This is a genomic window from Bacillus cereus group sp. N24 (genome assembly GCF_016483345.1).
Taxonomy (GTDB): Bacteria; Bacillota; Bacilli; order Bacillales; family Bacillaceae_G; genus Bacillus_A; species Bacillus_A toyonensis.
This window is the reverse complement of the sequence record NZ_JAEHCA010000004.1, coordinates 70,229-89,836: the sequence shown is the minus strand read 5'-3', so window position 1 is coordinate 89,836 and position 19,608 is coordinate 70,229. Positions and strand designations below refer to the sequence as shown.

Sequence of the window (19,608 nt, the reverse complement as noted above, 5' to 3'; positions counted from 1 at the left end):
TTTTACATCCCGTCCAAATGATTCGTATCATTAATGAAATGTATCGTTTTTTGTTCATCCTCAATTTCAATTAAACTTATTCCCGTATCTCCCATTTTAAAATAATAGTCCATTGAAATTGGCATTTTGAAAAACGCTCGTAACATACTATTTATTACACCGCCGTGTGCAACAATTGCAATTCGATCATATGTATTCTCTGTCACGATTTTAGAAAAGATTCCTTCTATTCTCATTCTAAATTCAATAAATGATTCTCCATTTTCAAAACGGTCATGAAGAAACTTTGGCTCAGGATATTTTTTCGCTTCTTCAAAAGATAAGCCGGCTTGCACCCCATTATTAAACTCCATTAATTCCTCTTCTAGTTGAATTGGACAACCAATTGCTTCCGCTAATGTTTCACCAGTTTCACGGGCACGTTTTAATGTACTTGCCCAAATGAAATCTGGTGGAAAATCAGCCTTCACTTTCTGTACAAGTTTTTGTACTTGCTGCCTTCCCTTTTCTGTTAATTCAAAATCAGCTCGGCCTTCATGTACATGTAATATGTCTGCTTCAGATTCTCCGTGGCGTACTAGTAGTATTTGCATATTTCTCCCGCTCCTTTATTCAACATTCACAAAATTTAATTATATCATATTTTAAGGTTTCCAAAATGAAAAAAGAACGGTCTCCCGTCCCTCATCCATTCACTTTCTCTGCATCATTCCAGTAATACTTACTAAATGCTTCCGTTAATACATCAATTGTGTTATATAATTCATCTAACGTATTATCAACACCACCAACTTCAATTAACATCGCATTTTTAGATAAATCTTGGTTATAAACGCCATTCCCATCTTTTTTATACTTCGGAAAAATCCCTCTACTTAATCCGTAATAGTTTTCATCTAAATAACTATTGATTGCTCTTGCAATTTTTTCATTTTCGGCACGCCCTTCATTTTCCATCCCGATTATAAAATATAATCTCGCATAAGATTTCCCGTTTATTACCTTTGTTGTTACATTCTTGCGCTGGTCATCACGATGTATATCAATTGGAAAAGCAATTTTATTATTTTGTGCTAATGCTTCCTTTACATATCCATGAGATGCTGTATACGATTGATACCATTTCCATTTTTTACTTGCCAGTAAATCACCCATATTCGTTTTATCATGAACTACTGGAATTCCTTGCTCTTCAAGTTGCTCCTTCATACGTTTTCCTAATAAGGACACATTTACATCTGGACTCGATGGATCGGTAGCTCCTGGTAATAAAGGAAAGAAGGATTCCCAACTATGTGTATGGTAAATGTATACTGCATTTTCACCTTTTTTCGTTCCGTTCTTTTTCTGCACCGGATTATTCTTTTCCGCTTCTGTAACTTTATCTTTTGCTACCTCTCGCTCTTTCGTTACTTCTTCAATCGGTACACTAGATTCATTCGGGATATTCGTAAAGTTTGTCCCTTCCCCAGCTACGATAATGTTAGAGTAATACTTTGACATACCAGGTACTTCTTTACCGACAAATGTTCTTAAATCTTTAATTTTCAAATCTGTCGCAATAGAGAACATTAAATTCCCAACAGACTCCCGTTTATTCTGCTTAAAATAATCAAATCCATAATAGTGATTCTCACTTTCTATCATTTGAACAAAACCTTGCATAGACACTTTTCCAAACCATTGATTCGCATAACTTGATTTCATTGTATGTAAAAGCGACGTCAAAATTGACGCGATAATTATTACTATTAGCGCATATAAAAAAAGTAACGAGATTAGTTTTTTCCCATGTATACGAGTTGCATACTTTTTCACTGTATCACCTTCTTTATACATGGATATGTACAAGCCTTTCGTAATATACGCACAAAAAAGAGAAATGGCATCCCATTCCTCTTCCTCACTCTTATTGTTCTTTACCTGTATCATTTAAAGGCAATTTCTTCGCTTGTTTTTCTTTAAAGATTTCTCCGATTGCCCCAAGAGTACCAAGTGTTTCAATTGCATTAGATGGAATAAAGACTTTATTTGCTGGTCCTTTTGCAACCTCAATCAATGATTCAAATGATTTATAAGCAAGTACACGTTCATCTAAATCTGCTGCACGAAGTAATTCAATTCGATTTTGTTCTGCTTTTGCGATTTCTTCAATTGCTCTTGCTTCCCCTTGCGCTTCTAATTCTTTCGCTTCTTTTAAACCTTCAGCTTCTCGAATACGTGCTTCTTTATCCCCTTCAGCCATCAAGATTTTACTTTGTTTTTCCCCTTCCGCACGAAGAACTTTATCTTGTTTTGCTGCTTCAGCTTCTAAAATAATTGCACGTTTATTACGTTCTGCTTTCATTTGTTTTTCCATCGATGCTTGCACATCTTTTGGCGGGTTAATGTCTACTACTTCAACACGCTCAATACGAACGCCCCATTTTTCTGTTGCTTCATCAAGCGCTAAGCGAATTTCTGTTGAAATTTTTTCACGACCAGATAACGTTTCATCAAGTTCCATTTTACCGATAATTTGACGCATTGTTGCAGAAGTAATGTTACGAACACCATATTCATAGTTTGAGATACCATATGTCGCAAGTTCAGGTTCGACAATTTGATAGAAAATAATTGTATCAATTTCTACTTGTACGTTATCTTTCGTAATTACCTTTTGTGGTGGTACATTCGTTTGTTGAATACGTAAGTCGTGATATACACGAACGCGATCTACAATTGGGATTAATATATTTAACCCTGGGTGCATAATACGCTGAAACTTACCAAATCTTTCAACAACCCCAACTTTTTGCTGAGGAATAATTTTAATTGTTAATGCGATAAATGTAACTACAATTAGCGCGAATATAATCGTTAACGTTAATGCTATCATATTTATTCACTCTCCTTTTTTACTTGTAATATAGTACTATGCCTCTTTATAACAACGACTTTTTCTCCAGTGTCAATCGGAACATCTGCAATAGCTGTCCAAGTATCTCCATCCACCTTCACAATACCGTTCGTTTCATTTGTAATCGCTTGCACAACAATTCCTTTTTTACCGACAAGCATATCTACTGTATCCGTAAAACCTTTTGCTTCTCGAAAGTTTTTTGAAATTCTTTTCGTAAAGAATGTCAATGTTAAACTTACAATCGCACCAACAGTAACTTGTAACAATAGTGCATCAGGAGCAAATAAAGCAATAAGACCTCCGACAACAGCTCCAATTCCAAGCCAAAGCATATAAAACGTTATCGACAACATTTCCGCGATAAATAAAATACCCGCTATAATAAACCAAATCACCCAACCAGCCATATGCAACCCTCACTTTCTTTCTCATTTTCTATATGTATATGAAGAAAAGAATGGTTTATCCGCCCTTTCTCATACTTGGGCGTTTACTGCAAGCTATCGTACATATTCGCTGTTACAATAAGTATTAATAAAATACTATATCAATATATTCTTCATTATACATGAAAATTCCTTTCAAAAAATGACAAAAAATTTAATTCTTTTAAAATTATTTTTTTCAGTTTATAATAATTCTAACTCGAATTTGTATTTTTTTGGAAGGTGATATCCTTAATGTGGAATCATTCAATATCATACTATTTAGGATCAAAAATCTGTATTACTCTTGCTGACATCGTTTACATAATGATTATTACAACTCATATCTATATATCAACTAAATCAGCTACTATTACTGCCCTTTTTCCATTATTACAAGTTATCACAAATTTGATCGCAAACATATCTGCACCACTTATAATGAATCATTTTTCATCTTATTCAGTACTTTTTATATTACAATGGACAAAAACTGCCCTATTCATTTTATTAACGCTATTATTTCCGGTCCTTTCCACAAACATTGTAACTCTATTAACTTTCATTTTTTTCATTTCTTTATGTAGTGGGTGGAGTGCTCCATTACTATACAGTATTGTTCCACGCCTAACACCAAAAGAAAGATTAGTAAAAGTAAATAGTATCTTTTCCTTTTCATCACAAATTGTACAAGCGGCAGCTTATTCATTTACAAGTATTATCGTTCTGCTCATTGGCGCTACTTCTACATTCATGATTAATATTATTTTAATGATTTTCGGATGTATTGCATTGCATATTTCATTACATTCCATCCATACCGAACGAGTAACAGAGCCTTCTTCTTCAAAAAACACAGCTTTATTTGAAGGCTGGAAACTATTATTTCATCATCCTTCTTTGCGCACAGTTACATTAATGGACTTAATTGAAACTTTCGCAGGGACGATATGGATTGGCGCTATTACGATGGCATATGTAACGACTGTTCTGCATAAAGGAGAAGAATGGTGGGGATATATTAACACAAGTTATTATGTGGGCACGTTAATTGGTGGTCTATTAGCGTGGAAAATAAGTACATATATTCAAAAAAATTTAATACGCTCCATGGCGATAGGATCACTTATATTTAGTATTCTTACATTTTTATATGGCATAACAAGCAGTGGATTTATTGCGCTTTTCCTATGTGTTCTAATGGGACCATGTTATCAAATTAGAGATATTTCTCAAACGACGGTTTTACAATCTAGCGTCGCCCCTTCTCTATTATCGAAAATGTATACAGCACACGGCGCCCTTCTTTCAACAGCTTCTGGTCTTTCTATGCTTAGCGTTGGCATTATTACTGATATGTTCGGTGTTCGTATGATTTATATGATTGCTTCTTTTCTTATTTTATGTTCTGCCTGTTTATCTTTTAGCCTATTAAAATATCATAAGACAGAGCAGAAAGATATTTCACTTTAATCAATAAATCAAAAAGGACAGGAAATTCCTGTCCTTTTGTACATTCTATTCATGACAAGTTGGGAATTTCTCTATGCTTTGTCGCTTGTTCAAAAGCGTACGCTAGTTTAATTAATATTCCTTCACGAAAAGCAGTACTTGCAATCGTAATTCCAAAAGGTCTCCCGTTTTCCATATACCCTGCTGGTATTGCTATAGACGGATAACCTGCTTTCGCACATATAGTAGAGCCTATATAAGACGGAAATAGTATCGCATCAAGATTATATTTTTCCAATGCAAAATCAATACCTTGTTTTTGCGAAAAATATATATCTTCTAATCTTGCATGTAAATATTCTGGATTTCTTAACGTATTAGGATAATCTTTTCTTCCCTCCAACTTAGTTTGTCCATATTTTAAAGCTCTTTCTGCTATGTTTTTATTAAACGCCATTAATTCTGAAATAGAATGTACGGGAATAGTAGAAGGTAATTTTGAAAGATAGTTATCTAAACTATGCTTCAGCTCATAAAGCGGAACTCCCCAGCTCCATTCTCTATGAAAGGAAGGAATATCAATATTTTCTACTACTGTCGCTCCCTCACTACGTAATACTTGGATCGTGTCCTCAAACAAATTTTCATCATACTCACCATTTTCGTAATAATCTTTTGGAGCATTACTATAAACACCAATCTTCGCTCCCTTTAAACCATTAACATCAAGATAAGATGTATAATCTTCATATGCCATACCTTCACTTTTATGAGTAGCTACATCTTTCTCATCCACTCCAGTTAAACTCCCTAGTAAAATAGCAGCATCTGTTACTGTTCTAGCAAATGGTCCCGCTGTATCTTGTGAATAAGTGAACGGAATAATTCCTCTACGACTAATTAGACCGACAGTCGGTTTAATGCCTACTACAGAGCTTTGAACAGCTGGACTCAAAATAGAGGCATCCGTTTCTGTCCCAACAGATAATACTGTAAAATTAGCGGCAACTGCTATTGCGGCCCCTGTACTAGAGCCACCAACAAACATATCATCCGTGCCCGTTCCATATGGATTGATTGTTTGACCACCTCTTGCACTATATCCAGCCCACATTTCAAAAGACATTGCATTTGCTAACTCTGTCATATTCGTTTTACCTATTATCACCGCTCCTGCCTCTCGCAGTTTTGTAACGAGAAATGCATCTTCGCTACTTATATTTTGTTCTAGGGCAATCGTACCTGCACTTGTATGCATGGAATCATTCGTTTCAATATTGTCCTTTAGCAAAACAGGTATACCATGCAATGGTCCCCTTACACCTTTTATCTTCCTTTCATAATCTAACGCTTCTGCAATAAAAATAGCATCTGGGTTTATTTCTAAAATAGAATTAATTTTCGGTCCATCTTGATCATATTGTGCAATTCTATGAAGATAATACATAACTAATTCTTTGGAAGATAACGTCCCTTCTTCCATTGCGGTCTGTATATCATGAATTGTTAATTCTTTTTTTAATACTGGATTAAACTGAATTTCCATTTATATTCTCCTTTATATCCCTTTTAGTTTTTACGAATACTTCTTACTTTTTCATTTTTTCACCTCATCCTATTCCAAATTAATATCCCTTTAAAAAGTTTCAACTTACTTTTTAATACACCTTTAATTTCCCGAAAAATAAAAAGAGTCTGAAACGAATCATCCTTCGCTTCAAACTCTTTTTATTACTGTGCATATACCTCATCTAACAAATGTAAAAACTCTCCCTGTTTTCCTGCTAATTCAGGGCATTTTGCAATATCAATCCATTCGTAGCAAAATACTAAACCTTCATTTTCCTCACCGGCACTTACTATATGTTCCCAAGTATCTTTTACATTCGTTAGTAACGTTACGTGGAAAAAGTGGCGTTTTTGATATTCCTGTTTTTCCTTCACGTGTATGATGTAATCTGCTAGGAAACGCTCTATACATAAAAGACGTAATCCAGATTCTTCTTGTACTTCACGTAAAACTGCTGCTTCTAACGTTTCTCCTTCATCAACTGTTCCCCCTGGCACTTGGATACCAGCTTCAGGTATATCACGATGTTTAAAAACAAGTAATTGCTTCATCCCTTCTTTTTCTCTTGTAATATATGCATGTACTTTTTTCTTATATAACATCGTCATTGTATTTCTCTCCCCTCAATTGTTCACTCTGTTACTTCTTCCAGCGTCAGTTGATTTTCATATAAATATGTAGCTTGTGGATTTCCCACATACCTTACGTGCCATGGTTCAAACCGATAGCCCGTAATTGATTCTTTTTCTTTTGTATATCGAATCACAAAACCAAATTTATGGGCATTTTCAGAAAGCCACTGCCCTTCTTTCGTCTCTCCAAAAACTGTCTCTAACTGAAATTTAGCAGATTGCGATGTAATATCCATAGCTAGTCCAGTTTGATGTTCACTCGTACCAGGAATCGCGCTAGACATCGCAGTTTTCGCTTCTCCATCTTGTTTTTTATACATCGTATTTAATGCCTTTTGTCGATCAAAAGATCTAAATCCAGAGACTGCAAAAAGGAAAATACGCTCTTTATCAGCTTGTTGAAACATGTCCTCAAGCGCACTAGCTGCCTCTTTCCTCATTTTTTTCTTTTCTTGATCACCCTCACTAGAGTAACGTACTTTCGGAATAACTAAATCTGGCGGTCTATACCCATCTGGTAAACGCCTACTTTTATTCACAAGTACAAGCATCGAATTTGGATTACTAATTACCGCAATATCCCCATCCATATTCGCAATCGTTTCTTTCGCTTTCGGAAATATGTTATTTACATTCACTTCCTGTGCCTGCTTATCCTTATACATTTTATAATTGATTCCTGCTACTCCAACAATGAGTATCGCCGCTACGATACCAAGTAGTGTCCATCTTTTTTTCATATAACGACCTCTTATTTTAATAATTTGGCCATTTCATACTCATCAATGTTTTTTCCATCGATAATAAGAGCAGCTTTTTTGACACCCTCTTTCTCAAAGCCAACTTTTCTATATAGTGCCTGAGCTCTTGTATTATGGGCCATTACCGTTAATTCTAAACGCCATACATCATGTAATCTTGCCCACTTCTCAACCTCTTTAAACAAGCTCGTTCCAATACCACGCCCACTACACTCTTGCAATATACCAATTACAATGGCTGCAACATGTCTCTTTCTTTGTATGTTAGTTCCATTCACTAAAATAAATCCTACTATTTTCTCTTCCTCAATCGCTACAAATATTGTTGCTTTTTCATTCTGTATAAATCGATGAATCATTTGCTCTTGTTGCTCGGCTGTAGTTTTTCTTTCCCCTGGCTCGTATAACATAAATTTCGTTTCTTCATCTAATTGCTTACTTAATTGTAAAAATGAGGCTGCATCTTCTACTTTGATCTCCCTAATCACCTAAATCACCCTACCTATTTCATTGTAAAAAATTTTCCTTGTAAAAAGATTTTCTCTATTATTGCGAAAATCCCTTTCTAATTCCCCTATTATAAATAGACAAATTTCGATATTACTATAGCAATTATAAATTATGTCTATAATGTGACATCTTATCATCCTCGTTTCATGACAAACAAAAAACGTAAGCTTTACACTTACGTTTTCCCCTAATTGATGTAGGCTGATAACCATTGACAATGCCTACCACTCATTCAAATTTCACTTTATCCATTCACTTTTTCCGCTTGCCAAAAATATTCACCAAATGCCTTAGCAAGTGCATCAATTGATCGATTTAATTCTTCCTCTGTATTATCTACCCCGCCAACTTCAATTAATATCGCTTGTCCTGATAGGTCTTGATTGTAAACTCCATTCCCTGTTTGGAATCCTTTTTGAATTACACCACGGCTCATTCCCGGATATTTCTTACTAATCGTCTCGTGTAACGCAGTTGCTAATTGTAAGTTTTTTTCATAGTTTTTGTTACCTTTCCCAATTACAAAAGCAAGCTTAGCATATGATTTATCTCCAATTGTTTTTGTTGTTACATTTTTCCGTGCACTATCACGGTGTAAATCGAAGAAGTATTGTAATTCTTTATTACCAGCCATCGCTTCTTGTACAATTTCCCGTGACATTTTGTAAGAACTATTACTATTTAACCCTTTACTAATTAACCTTTGACCAACGTCAGTCTTATCGTTAGTAGATCCGATTCCTTCGCTTTCTAATTGTTCACGAAATCGGTCGCCGACTATGGAAATATTCGTTACAGAACTTGTCGCTTTATTCGGGTTTGGATCATTCGTTAAGTTCAGTAACGGCAAATAAGATTCCCAGCTATGCGAATGATATATAAATGCAACTTGTCTTTTTCCAGTTGTTTGAGCTGGTTGTTTTTTCTCTTTATTCGTATCAGGCTTTGGCGCTTGTCCACCTTCTCCAGTCCGTTCTTTCACTACTTCTTCAAGAGGAACACTCGACTCTATCGGTAAGTTAGAATAATTTGTTCCCTCACCTGCGATAACGATTTCTGTATCGTACTTACCAAAGCCAGGAAGCTCTTTTCCGACAAAACTACGTACATCGTTAAAACGAATATTCGTAGCCATAGAAAAGAGAAACGAAGAGATTGAAAAATCTTGATTCAAATTTCGATACTCTTGTGTAAAATAATGATTTTCTTTTCCAAGAACATACATGTAGCCATTCATCGATAACTCATTTAACCAATTATATAAATACGTTGACTTCGTCTCTTTCATAGAGGTTACCATCATACTAATAAGAAAAAAAGTCGCTAGTACCGTAGTAATAATAAATAAAACTAACTTACGTACACTTGTAAACTTCACATAAAAAAAGCCTCGATTCATACTATCACCCTCTCTATTTCAAGTTATGTACAAGCTCTAGAGAATAGACCGTTTAAATTCCGGCTATATTGTTAATGAGGTGAAATGAATTGAAGCTATTAATAGGAATATTACCAATCGCTCTATCATTCATTTTTTATTTGTCCGCTAAACATCCAAAAGTCTCTATTGTGTTACATATTTCCGCGTACTTGGCACTGTATGTACTCGGTACAATTATTTCCATTAATATATACGATGTTTTAATACAAGATTTAGTTTTCATGACGAGCATTCATGGAATTTTACTGAATCCATTTTTCCTTATTGCAGGAGCGTATATAGGAACATACACTTTGTACCTACTTTTGTCTCACATTATTATGAAAATAAAAAATGGAGCGTAACGAAATGCAGCCACCGTTCATTTGTCATACATGTAGAAAAAGAATTACACGAAAGAAAGACCTTATTACCACTACACGGTACTTCCATTTTCATTTATTTCACAACAGTTGTTTTAAGCAGCAACAACTCTTCATCCCACGTTTTATCCCTATGAATACACTTTTTTGTTTCTTTCTTATTATATACGGCCTTATTATTGGTAGCATTCTTATGCTTACGGAGCCGTCTATCATTTGGCTTATTTTTTTGCTTCCTATTTTATATCGATTTCTTTCATATTATTATGTTGAACGTTTTTTCTCTACATAACGAGTGGACTGTCCTTTAGGAATGCTTAAACATTCCCACTCATTTTCTTTTAACATTTTACCGATGTAAATAATCTGTCCAATATGCAAAGCATAATGAGAAATTTGCCTTTCAATTGCTTGCAGGACCGTATGTGCTTCACCACGAATGTATACCGTCTTCAATAGATGTTCCGGCATTATAGTATTCATCGTATTAAAAACGTATTCCCATCCTTCTTGCCACGCTGCAAGGGCTTCTTCCTTTGAAGAATAGCCTCCTTCAAATTCACCATCTCGGTCACGATCAACTTTTTCACCATCAGATGTTAAAAAATCCGTCCATCTGGAACGCATATTACCGTGCAAATGTTTCATTATAATCGCTATGCTATTTGTTTCTTCATGAGAAGACCATTGTATTTGTTCGTATGATAATTGAGAAAGTGCCCGTTCTCCTTGCTGCTTTGTTGTTTTGAAATTAGAAATGGCACATTGTAAATATTCTCGTCCGATATCCATATTGCCTCCCCACCTTCACACTAACTAATTTTCGTTCCATTTGGCAGTTCCATATTAGGCTGAAGCAACACAACATCTCCCGCTTCAGGAACTCCCCCTAATACAAGCACTTCTGATTTAAATCCAGCTACACGCTTTGGCGGAAAATTTACAACAGCAACAATTTGCTGACCGATTAAGTCTTCTGGATTATATCTCTTCGTAATTTGAGCACTGGACCGCTTGATCCCAAGCTCCCCAAAATCAATTTCTAGTTTAATCGCTGGCACTCTCGCTTCTTTAAATTCCTCTGCCTGTGTTACAGTTCCAATTCTTACATCAAAAGTTAAAAAGTCTTCAAAATTAGCCATTTTATCATTCCTCCCAATTATTACTTAGACAAAATACAAAAATCCCCTTTAAAAAAAGAAAGGCGCCTAAGCACCTTTCTTTTGTAATTCGCTTGATTCATTTGATTTATAGAAGAAGAAACCGAGAATGCCGCCAATACATGACGGGATTAACCATCCTATTCCTTCTTTATATAATGGTAACATTTGTAGTACATTAGAAATCGCATCAATTTTAATGTTCGCACTTTCTAAACCGTTAAAGAAGCTAATTAACAACGCACCTAAAATAGCCCCAATGTAAATTGTATTACGCTTCCCTATCCATTTATGGAAATATGAAAGAACGATTAATACAATTGCAACTGGATAAATGATCATTAACACTGGTAATGTTACTGTGATTAATTGTGTTAACCCTAGGTTAGATACAATTAAACTAAATACACATACCATAGTTACAATCGTTTTATGCGAAAGTCTTGGGAATAAGTTTGTAAAGAAGCCAGCACACGCAGATGTTAATCCAACAGAAGTTGTTAAACAAGCGAGTATAATTACAAGTCCTAATAAAATTTTGCCACTTGTTCCATATAACTCATTTACAACATTCGTTAAAATAAGACCACCGTTCTCCGACACACCTAGTGATGTACTTGTAGATCCGAGATATGCAAGTGATAAATATATTAACGTTAAGCCTATTACAGCAATAATCCCTGATACAACTGTTATTTTTGCGATTTGTCCGCTCTCTTTTATCCCTTTTGAGCGAATAACTTGTACAACAACAATCCCAAACACAAGTGCACTAATTGCATCCATCGTTAAATATCCTTGAATAAATCCACCAAAGAAAGCATTCTCTTTATAAGCAGCTAAAGGTGCAGCCGGTTCTCCAATTGGATCAATAATTGCTTTTCCGACAATAACAGCAACAATTAATACTAATAATGGTGTAAGAAATTTTCCAAACCAATCGACTAATTTAGATGGATTTAATGATAAATACCACGTTATTCCAAAGAAAACTATAGTGAAAAGAAATAGCATGTACCACTCTGAAACCATTGCATCTGATAAAAACGGCTTCATACCCATTTCAAACGAAACGGCTCCCGTACGCGGGATTGCGAAAAATGGTCCGATTGCTAAATAACTAACCAATGGGAAAATAAACGCAAATATAGGGTGGACTCTAGAAGATAGCGCTTTCAAGTCCCCCTCTACAAACGCGACAGCTGTTACAGCTAATAGGGGTAATCCGACTCCCGTTACAAGGAATCCTATCGTAGCAATCCAAACATTCTCTCCTGCTTGTTGACCTAAAACTGGCGGGAAAATTAAATTTCCTGCTCCTAAAAATAATGCAAATAGCATTAAACCAATTGCTACCGTATCACTTGGCCTCAATCGTCCCTTCATACTTTTCATTTGCATAGCACTTTTTCATTGTTTATCTTTATTTTCACAATATGCTATGCATCCTCCTCTCTGCTCAAGATGGTAAAATATGCCCCTTACAAAGCAGTGTCTTTCTCCATAATTTCTCCATTCCCCTTATTATTACTCTAATTATTACTCTCGTCATTAATTTTTGATTTTTGATTTTTTCGAATATTTAAACCATTAGAGTGTTATTACGTGGAGTGTAGTTGTCAGACCTCTTTGTTTTTATCACACATATAGTAACATATTTAATTGAAAAATAAAAACATATTTTCAAATTGATTTTTTTGAAAATCAAAATTATCTACATTTTATATTCTTTCACACAAATGTTATTCGAGCACTAGACTCATTCTATACTATTATTTTCAAATAACTTTAAAAGCCATCTAACATATTTTAGATGGCTTTTGCATGTTACTCTATCGTTTCTACTTCACGTGGATTATTCATCTCTTCTACATACACAACTCTAAATCCATGATCTTCTAAATCTTTTTGAAGTGTTTCTAATTCACCATCTTCAAACTCTTCTCCTAATGTAAACATAATTCTACGAACTAATAGAGCATCATTATCAAAAGTCATTAAACTTTGAATACCAGTGTATTTCTTTAAAACTGTCGATAACTTTTGGATTGCTCCATTATAGTCTTGCGTTCCAATCATGACAGAGTATTTACTAGAATGAACGCCCCATGCATCCTCTAATAACTCAAAAACTTTTTTATGCGTTAAAATTCCAAGGAAAATTCCTTTTTCGTCAACTACTGATAAATAAGGCAATTTTTTTATTGTAAAAAATACTTTAAAGAAAGATGAATCTTCTCTCACAAATCCTTCTTTATCGTTCAATAATTGTATTACACTCTCGTCAAGTGATCCTTTATATTCTAAAATATCTACTTTATATATATTCCCTAAAAATTTCTCTTTTTTTTCATCTAAAACTGGTACACAACGATACCCCGTTTTATTTAAATGTTCCAATGCTTCCCCTATCGTAATCGAACTTGAGCACAGTAAAACTTCCCTTTTCGGCACGTAATTCCCTTTAATCCTCATAAAAAGCCTCCTTATGTTAAAATACTTTCTGTGCCATAACTATATTATAATTTCAGAAAAAAATAAATAATTTATTTTATTTTTCTGAAAATTATTCATTTTCTTGTCATAATTTATTCATGAATCCTTCACTTGCATATCTTCACTAGGAAAGCCTCTCTCTGAATGACTTAATGAAAAAGATATTGTAACTTTATTAGAAAAACGCTAAAATAAGAATAAGAATTTTCTGAATATTCAAAGAGTAGGTGGTTATATGTCTTTGTTACGCTCGCATGTATGCAAATTTATAATTGGTGTCATTGTTATTTTTGTCATAAGTCCTATTCCAGCTCTTTTTATTACACATAATTATTCTTATCAAAATGGCTTAATAAGTATTTTCCAAAACTTCGATCAACTTTCTTCTATATCAATTCCAAAAATTGATTGGATGCATGAATCTATTTTTTTCTCGGCAAATCAGATGATACATACTTCTACTCATTCAACACCACTATTCCCTTACATATGGGAAATATATTTTTTATCAATTGTTCGTTTCACTTTCACTCTTGCAATTGGCTTCTTTATAAGTTTAGGAATCGGTCATCTATTTTTAAAAGCACCAAATTCAATTAAAAAGATCACTACTTTCCTACACTGGATACCGTACTCTTTTTGCACTGTATTTTTACAATGTTCTATCTTACTACTTCTTCTCTATATTGCAAACTTTATAAAGTTTTCTTATTTCTCATCTTTGATCATCGTATGTAGTACCTCTATGATTATCGTTATGCAAGCAATAAAAAAATGGCTCCCTTTCCTGTATAACACAAGTGAATATGAAATGAAAAATTCTGCTTTCCTTGTTGATACATTATTTTTAGCACTTACTTCGAATCATAAATCTATTTTAAGTTCTATTATTTTTTCCTTTTTAATTATGGAATGTACTTTTCACGCGAGCGGATTATTACAATTTATCGTTCAATTTGGTGGTACTGCACCTGTAATTGTCACAATCGGTTTACTACTATTGTATATCCCATACAGCGTCTTATCTTTTCTCCAAGCACTTTGGACAACAAACTACTCTAAACAAGAAACATACACTATAACACGAAGTATCCCAAAACCGTAAAGTTACATAGCCCTCTATATTCTGAAAGTAGAGGGTTATTCCTTTTGTATCGAGGACAAAATAACAACAAACTCTAAAACTACACTATAAACATGCCAATATTTACCCTTTTCCTTTGACTATTCTTTTCATTTGGATTTATTATAAAAGTATAACATAATTGCAGGAGGTGACATCTTTATTTCAAACTTTGGAATAGAGAACACACTTGGACATATTAAATATTTTTCTCATCTTTGTACTTATTCTTATTTCGGGCTTTTTCGTTGCATCAGAATTCGCTGTTGTAAAAGTACGAAAAAGCCGAATTGACCAACTTGCAAATGAAGGTAATAAACAAGCTTTAGCTGCAAGAAGTGTCCTATCTAATTTAGATGTTTATTTATCTGCTTGTCAGCTCGGGATTACGATTACTTCTTTAGGGCTTGGTTGGCTTGGTGAACCGACTGTGGAACATATACTACGACCGCTTTTTGAAAAAATCAACATGACTGGAACAATGGCTAACACGTTATCTTTTATTATTGCTTTTAGCGTTATTACATTTTTCCACGTTGTATTAGGTGAATTAGTTCCAAAGTCTTTCGCAATTCAAAAAGCAGAAGCAATCACACTCAAATTTGCCAAACCACTTATTTTATTTGATAAAATTATGTATCCGTTCATTTGGCTACTCAATAGTGCAGCTATATTTTTCACAAAACTACTCGGTTTAGAGCCAGCGAAAGAAAATGAACTTGCTCATTCAGAAGAGGAATTACGACTCCTTTTAGGTGAGAGTTTTAAAAGCGGAGAAATAAACCAAACCGAATATAAATATGTAAATAATATTTTTGAATTTGATGACCGGGTTGCAAAAGAAATCATGGTCCCTCGTACTGAAATGGTTTGCTTATCTACCGAAAATACTTTAGAAGAAAATATGGATATCGTCGCAACTGAAAAATATACACGCTATCCTATAATTGAAAAAGATAAAGATGACATCATCGGGATGATAAATACGAAAGAAATATTTCATGATCAAACGAAAGGTATTTATAAACCACTTGAATCTTATATACATCCCGTACTAACTGTATTTGAAACTGTTCCAATCCGTAAAACATTAGTACATCTTCAAAAGAATCGCGTTCAGATGGCAATCATTATGGATGAATATGGTGGTACTGCTGGGCTTTTAACAATGGAAGATATTCTTGAAGAAATTATTGGAGAAATTCAAGATGAATTTGACGCGGATGAATCACCTATGATTGAAAAGCGTACCCCGAAGCTTACTGTTTTAGATGGAAAAGTACTCATTTCTGAAGTAAATGATATGTTTGGCCTACATATTGATGATAGCGATTTAGATACAATTGGAGGCTGGCTCCTCTCTCAAGCGGTTGACTTAAATATTGAAGCTGGTTATTCTATTGAATATGCTGGGTTTCAATTTAAAGCATTAGAACTTGATGGACATCAAATCAAAAAAATTGCTGTACATAAATTAGATATTAAAAAGGAGTTATAAAGTGACTGTTTTCTTAACAATCTGTATCATTGCCTGTTTCATCATTTCATTTCTCGCCTTTATTTACCCTATTATCCCAGGTATCTTAGCTGTATGGGCTGGATATTTGCTTTACCATTTTGGTATAAATGGCGGGGAACTAACAATTACTTTTTGGGTCATTCAAGCCATTTTCACACTATTCATTTTCGTCGCTGATTTTATTGCTAATGGATATTTCCTAAAAAAATATGGAAGTTCAAAATGGGGCGAACGTGTCGGTATGATTTCTATCATTGTTGGATCGTTCTTCTTCCCACCTTTTGGTTTAATAATTATACCGTTCTTATCGGTATTTTTCACAGAGCTCATGCATAAAAAGACGCCAAAAGACGCCTTTCTAGTAGGAGTTGCTACTGTAGTTGGTTTTTTAAGCAGTACTGTAGCGAAAGCTATTCTCCAAATCATTATGATTATCATTTTCGTATGTTATATCATCTTTTAACCATCCCGCTTTTGGGATGGTTTTTTAATATGAAATACCAACTCGACTATTTTCATATATATTTTCATTGCATAAATCCCATGTAAAATGTGCTGTATCACCAACTGTAATTTTCGCTCCATCTTCTGGCAATATATGTTGTTCAGTGCGATATACCCCTGTTATCTCACCGTCTATTAAATGCGTCGGACAAACAATGGTCCAACATAAATCACTATTATGAAGCGCCTTATATGCAGCTAAATGATCCTCTGCTGCTGTTGTCGTTTTCCTTTTTGATTCCGATGATTGGAAACGATATACATTTGGATTTGTTCTCGCTTGTAAAATACCAGCTGTTCCTATCGTAATAATTTTCTTAACGCCTTCTTTTTCCATATACTTTATAATATTTGGCATACTCTTTGCTAATGTCCCATTTCCATCCGTTCCAAGAGCGCTAATTACGATATCACATCCTTCTATCGCTTTCTTTATATCGTTTTCGTTTAATATATTTCCTTCTATAACATGTAACCTGTCATGTTCTATTTCCATTCTATTTAAATCACGAACGAATGCCGTCACTTCGGATGAATCCTTTAATGCTAATTTTATTATTTCCGAACCTACTCTACCTGTCGCTCCCAATACACATACTTTCATTTGTTTACTCCTCTCTCATTCTTTCTCTATTTTTTCAATACTCTCAATCAATATACAACAAAAAAGCTTCCTCATATATAAGAGGAAGCTTTTTTATTACTTTATTTCTTTTCTTTAGAATCAGTAGACTTCTCTGTTCCACTTGTTTCTTTATCCTTTTTCTCATCCTGTTGTGTTGTTGTGTCTTCTTCTTTCTTCTTGTCCTCACCTTTACTACAACCTACCATTAATAAAGAACTTGCAAGTGCCATAGCAGTTAATGATTTAACCCATTTGTTCATTTGCGTTTCCTCCCTTTGATAGAATATGTACAATCCCATATTACTCTCTATTTTTAAAGGAAAGATTGAAAAATAGTAAATATACGGTAAATATTTGTAAATTTTCTAATAATAATTACATCTAGCCCTTTTCTCTGCATGAAAGTAAAAAACTAAGGCGACAACTATTCCGCCTTAGTTTCTTATGCAAATTTCTCGTTTTCATATACATGTGTAATTTTATATTCCTTCTTCACAACATATTGCCACACACTATAAGCGTAACGATTCATTTTCAGGAAACAGTTTTCCAAAAACGAACGAAATTCTGGATTTGCAACTTCCACTGCAACTTGAGCAAACTTTAATGCTAATCGTTTCAAATGTGAAATGTAACAGATTGCGATTTGGATATCTCCTGTATATGTATTATCTATTTCCTTTTCCATTTCAGACAAATGAAACGAAATTGGTTCACATGTTATATGCTGTACATTCTCTCCTTCTTGAAAATTCACTTGTTCATTATATGCTTGTAACATATACGGTAAATGGTGCTGTATTATATCCTTTAATTCTTCATCCCGGATTTTTTCAGTATACTCTCCTACTTTATAAATTAACATGTAACTATACTTCATTAATTCTTTCATACAGTCCATTAAAGTTCCTCCCTTCCTTTTTTGTCTATATGCTATAAATATGACGCTAAAACATTCGCTATTCTTGCTAAAAACCAATCCCATTTACTAATTTCCTCAAAACCCTCTTCAGAAAATTGTTTTGATTTATGAAAATCCTCCTTTAATCGACTCCATACGTCAGCAACAACTGTTTTGTCATATATGAGACAGTTAGATTCGCAATTTAAATAAAAACTTCTATTATCAAAATTTGCTGTACCGATATCAACAATTTCTCCATCAATGATCGTTACTTTCCCATGAAAAAATCCATTGCGATATTGATAAATTTCCGCTCCAGCATGTAACATGTCTTTCAAATACGGATAAGCAGCTTGTTTTAACAATACGGCATCACTTTTAAATGGCACGAGAATTTTCACATTGACACCACGATGCAATGCATCTTTTAACTCTTTCATCATTTCTTTACTTGGTACAAAATAAGGTGTAGCAATTATTAAAGACTTTTTAGCCTGCTTTATAAGCGCCCCATATTTCTGCCATAAACCTTTTCCATTTGAAAACAAATATTGATATTTTACATTTCCTTGTGCAGGTAAACTTTCATGTGCAGGCATTTTTTCCCCGGTATCCTCTTTCCAATCTTCAGCAAATTTTCTTTCCATATCAGTTGCACCATTCCCATTGATACGTACATGATAATCACGCCATGGACCAAATTTCTGATTTTGTCCAAGATATTCCTGTCCGATATTAAAACCACCGACGTATGTTACTTTTCCATCTATCGTAACAATGCGTCTATGATTTCGTTGATGCAAAGAATAGAATATATTTTTTAGTTTAGGTTTTTTACTAAATGTAAACTGGACACCTTTTCTTTTTAATTGATTCAGTATCTTTTTCTTCAGCTTATATCCACCTATACGGTCGACTGACAACTTCACTTCTATCCCGCTAGATGCTTTTTTCTCTAATAACTGTAAAAACTCTCGGCTTATTTCATCTTTACCTACAATATAAAAATGAATATATATATACTTTTCCGCATTGTTTATATCCTCAAATAATCTCCTATATAACTCTTCTCCGTTCGTATATAGTTGAAATTCACCTAATCGAACTTGTCCTAATTCATATTCACTAGCCATTTTTTTCCCCATTTCCACATCGATGTTCATCCATATGAATACACCTATTAAAAAAAGGATTAGAGCGAAAAAGTGCTTCATGGATAATT

At 34.1% G+C, this 19,608-nt stretch carries 23 protein-coding genes; 6 read left to right on the top strand and 17 right to left on the bottom strand.

Going from position 1 to position 19,608, the window contains the following annotated elements; translation table 11 throughout:
* Nucleotides 1-2: 2 nt before the first annotated feature.
* The 4 genes from JDS95_RS08350 to JDS95_RS08335 form a co-directional block, all read right to left on the bottom strand.
* The gene (locus JDS95_RS08350; protein ID WP_001166509.1) at nucleotides 3-593 is read right to left on the bottom strand and encodes a histidine phosphatase family protein; all 591 of its coding nucleotides are present in this window, start codon (nucleotides 591-593) and stop codon (nucleotides 3-5) included.
* 91 nt (nucleotides 594-684) lie between these two features.
* On the bottom strand, nucleotides 685-1,932 hold the full coding sequence (spoIIP, locus tag JDS95_RS08345) for a stage II sporulation protein P (protein WP_307837973.1): 1,248 nt from the start codon (nucleotides 1,930-1,932) through the stop codon (nucleotides 685-687).
* Nucleotides 1,910-2,878: an SPFH domain-containing protein gene (locus JDS95_RS08340; RefSeq protein ID WP_000561127.1), complete on the bottom strand. Its 969-nt coding sequence runs from the start codon at nucleotides 2,876-2,878 to the stop codon at nucleotides 1,910-1,912. Before JDS95_RS08340 ends, spoIIP (JDS95_RS08345) begins: the two co-directional genes overlap by 23 nt.
* A gap of 2 nt (nucleotides 2,879-2,880) precedes the next feature.
* Nucleotides 2,881-3,309 (bottom strand): NfeD family protein, encoded by a 429-nt coding sequence (locus JDS95_RS08335; protein WP_000929499.1) that lies wholly within the window; start codon nucleotides 3,307-3,309, stop codon nucleotides 2,881-2,883.
* 273 nt (nucleotides 3,310-3,582) lie between these two features.
* Between JDS95_RS08335 and JDS95_RS08330 the strand changes: the two genes are divergently transcribed.
* Nucleotides 3,583-4,800, top strand: coding sequence for an MFS transporter (locus tag JDS95_RS08330; RefSeq protein ID WP_199690383.1), 1,218 nt, complete (start codon nucleotides 3,583-3,585; stop codon nucleotides 4,798-4,800).
* Nucleotides 4,801-4,849: 49 nt separating this feature from the next.
* Here JDS95_RS08330 and JDS95_RS08325 read toward each other — a convergent pair whose 3' ends face one another.
* The 5 genes from JDS95_RS08325 to spoIIP (JDS95_RS08305) form a co-directional block, all read right to left on the bottom strand.
* On the bottom strand, nucleotides 4,850-6,325 hold the full coding sequence (locus JDS95_RS08325; protein ID WP_199690381.1) for an amidase family protein: 1,476 nt from the start codon (nucleotides 6,323-6,325) through the stop codon (nucleotides 4,850-4,852).
* Between the two features lie 185 nt (nucleotides 6,326-6,510).
* Nucleotides 6,511-6,957 (bottom strand): NUDIX hydrolase, encoded by a 447-nt coding sequence (locus JDS95_RS08320; RefSeq protein ID WP_199690379.1) that lies wholly within the window; start codon nucleotides 6,955-6,957, stop codon nucleotides 6,511-6,513.
* 23 nt (nucleotides 6,958-6,980) lie between these two features.
* Complete coding sequence (locus JDS95_RS08315) at nucleotides 6,981-7,721, bottom strand: M15 family metallopeptidase (protein ID WP_000747715.1); 741 nt, start codon at nucleotides 7,719-7,721, stop codon at nucleotides 6,981-6,983.
* 11 nt (nucleotides 7,722-7,732) lie between these two features.
* Complete coding sequence (locus JDS95_RS08310) at nucleotides 7,733-8,230, bottom strand: GNAT family N-acetyltransferase (protein ID WP_097837309.1); 498 nt, start codon at nucleotides 8,228-8,230, stop codon at nucleotides 7,733-7,735.
* Nucleotides 8,231-8,496: 266 nt separating this feature from the next.
* Entirely contained in the window at nucleotides 8,497-9,651 is a 1,155-nt protein-coding gene (gene spoIIP, locus JDS95_RS08305) for a stage II sporulation protein SpoIIP (protein WP_001079305.1), read from the bottom strand.
* Nucleotides 9,652-9,740: 89 nt separating this feature from the next.
* Here spoIIP (JDS95_RS08305) and JDS95_RS08300 point away from each other — a divergent pair, with 89 nt between their 5' ends.
* Nucleotides 9,741-10,037, top strand: a complete 297-nt coding sequence (locus JDS95_RS08300; RefSeq protein ID WP_000770731.1) for a hypothetical protein — start codon at nucleotides 9,741-9,743, stop codon at nucleotides 10,035-10,037.
* A 4-nt stretch (nucleotides 10,038-10,041) separates the two neighbouring features.
* Nucleotides 10,042-10,347 carry a permease gene (locus JDS95_RS08295; RefSeq protein WP_199690434.1) on the top strand — a complete coding sequence of 102 codons (306 nt, stop codon included), beginning with the start codon at nucleotides 10,042-10,044 and terminating at the stop codon, nucleotides 10,345-10,347.
* Here JDS95_RS08295 and JDS95_RS08290 read toward each other — a convergent pair.
* The 4 genes from JDS95_RS08290 to cbpA all read right to left on the bottom strand — a co-directional run bounded on the left by JDS95_RS08290 (nucleotide 10,320) and on the right by cbpA (nucleotide 13,690).
* On the bottom strand, nucleotides 10,320-10,847 hold the full coding sequence (locus tag JDS95_RS08290; protein ID WP_000351102.1) for a DUF1572 domain-containing protein: 528 nt from the start codon (nucleotides 10,845-10,847) through the stop codon (nucleotides 10,320-10,322). The genes JDS95_RS08295 and JDS95_RS08290 overlap by 28 nt on opposite strands.
* A 20-nt stretch (nucleotides 10,848-10,867) precedes the next feature.
* Nucleotides 10,868-11,197: a chaperone CsaA gene (gene csaA / locus JDS95_RS08285; protein WP_001263026.1), complete on the bottom strand. Its 330-nt coding sequence runs from the start codon at nucleotides 11,195-11,197 to the stop codon at nucleotides 10,868-10,870.
* A 66-nt stretch (nucleotides 11,198-11,263) separates the two neighbouring features.
* Nucleotides 11,264-12,601: a branched-chain amino acid transport system II carrier protein BrnQ4 gene (gene brnQ4, locus JDS95_RS08280; RefSeq protein ID WP_472926261.1), complete on the bottom strand. Its 1,338-nt coding sequence runs from the start codon at nucleotides 12,599-12,601 to the stop codon at nucleotides 11,264-11,266.
* Between the two features lie 441 nt (nucleotides 12,602-13,042).
* Entirely contained in the window at nucleotides 13,043-13,690 is a 648-nt protein-coding gene (gene cbpA / locus JDS95_RS08275; RefSeq protein WP_001220521.1) for a cyclic di-AMP binding protein CbpA, read from the bottom strand.
* Between the two features lie 256 nt (nucleotides 13,691-13,946).
* Here cbpA and JDS95_RS08270 point away from each other — a divergent pair, with 256 nt between their 5' ends.
* The 3 genes from JDS95_RS08270 to JDS95_RS08260 all read left to right on the top strand — a co-directional run bounded on the left by JDS95_RS08270 (nucleotide 13,947) and on the right by JDS95_RS08260 (nucleotide 16,816).
* Nucleotides 13,947-14,816, top strand: coding sequence for a hypothetical protein (locus JDS95_RS08270; RefSeq protein ID WP_000055309.1), 870 nt, complete (start codon nucleotides 13,947-13,949; stop codon nucleotides 14,814-14,816).
* A 208-nt stretch (nucleotides 14,817-15,024) separates the two neighbouring features.
* Nucleotides 15,025-16,332, top strand: coding sequence for a hemolysin family protein (locus JDS95_RS08265; protein ID WP_199690375.1), 1,308 nt, complete (start codon nucleotides 15,025-15,027; stop codon nucleotides 16,330-16,332).
* Between the two features lies 1 nt (nucleotide 16,333).
* Entirely contained in the window at nucleotides 16,334-16,816 is a 483-nt protein-coding gene (locus JDS95_RS08260; RefSeq protein ID WP_000215664.1) for a DUF456 domain-containing protein, read from the top strand.
* Between the two features lie 24 nt (nucleotides 16,817-16,840).
* Here the strand turns inward: JDS95_RS08260 and JDS95_RS08255 are convergent, their stop codons facing one another.
* From JDS95_RS08255 to cls, 4 genes are all read right to left on the bottom strand, one after another.
* Nucleotides 16,841-17,461, bottom strand: coding sequence for an NAD(P)-dependent oxidoreductase (locus JDS95_RS08255; RefSeq protein WP_000861677.1), 621 nt, complete (start codon nucleotides 17,459-17,461; stop codon nucleotides 16,841-16,843).
* 101 nt (nucleotides 17,462-17,562) lie between these two features.
* A complete protein-coding gene (locus tag JDS95_RS08250) occupies nucleotides 17,563-17,742 on the bottom strand; it encodes a hypothetical protein (protein WP_001045965.1) in 180 nt (59 codons plus the stop codon).
* Nucleotides 17,743-17,924: 182 nt separating this feature from the next.
* A complete protein-coding gene (locus JDS95_RS08245) occupies nucleotides 17,925-18,383 on the bottom strand; it encodes a spore coat protein (protein ID WP_000340529.1) in 459 nt (152 codons plus the stop codon).
* A 32-nt stretch (nucleotides 18,384-18,415) separates the two neighbouring features.
* A complete protein-coding gene (gene cls, locus JDS95_RS08240) occupies nucleotides 18,416-19,600 on the bottom strand; it encodes a cardiolipin synthase (RefSeq protein ID WP_199690374.1) in 1,185 nt (394 codons plus the stop codon).
* Between the last annotated feature and the right edge of the window lie 8 nt (nucleotides 19,601-19,608).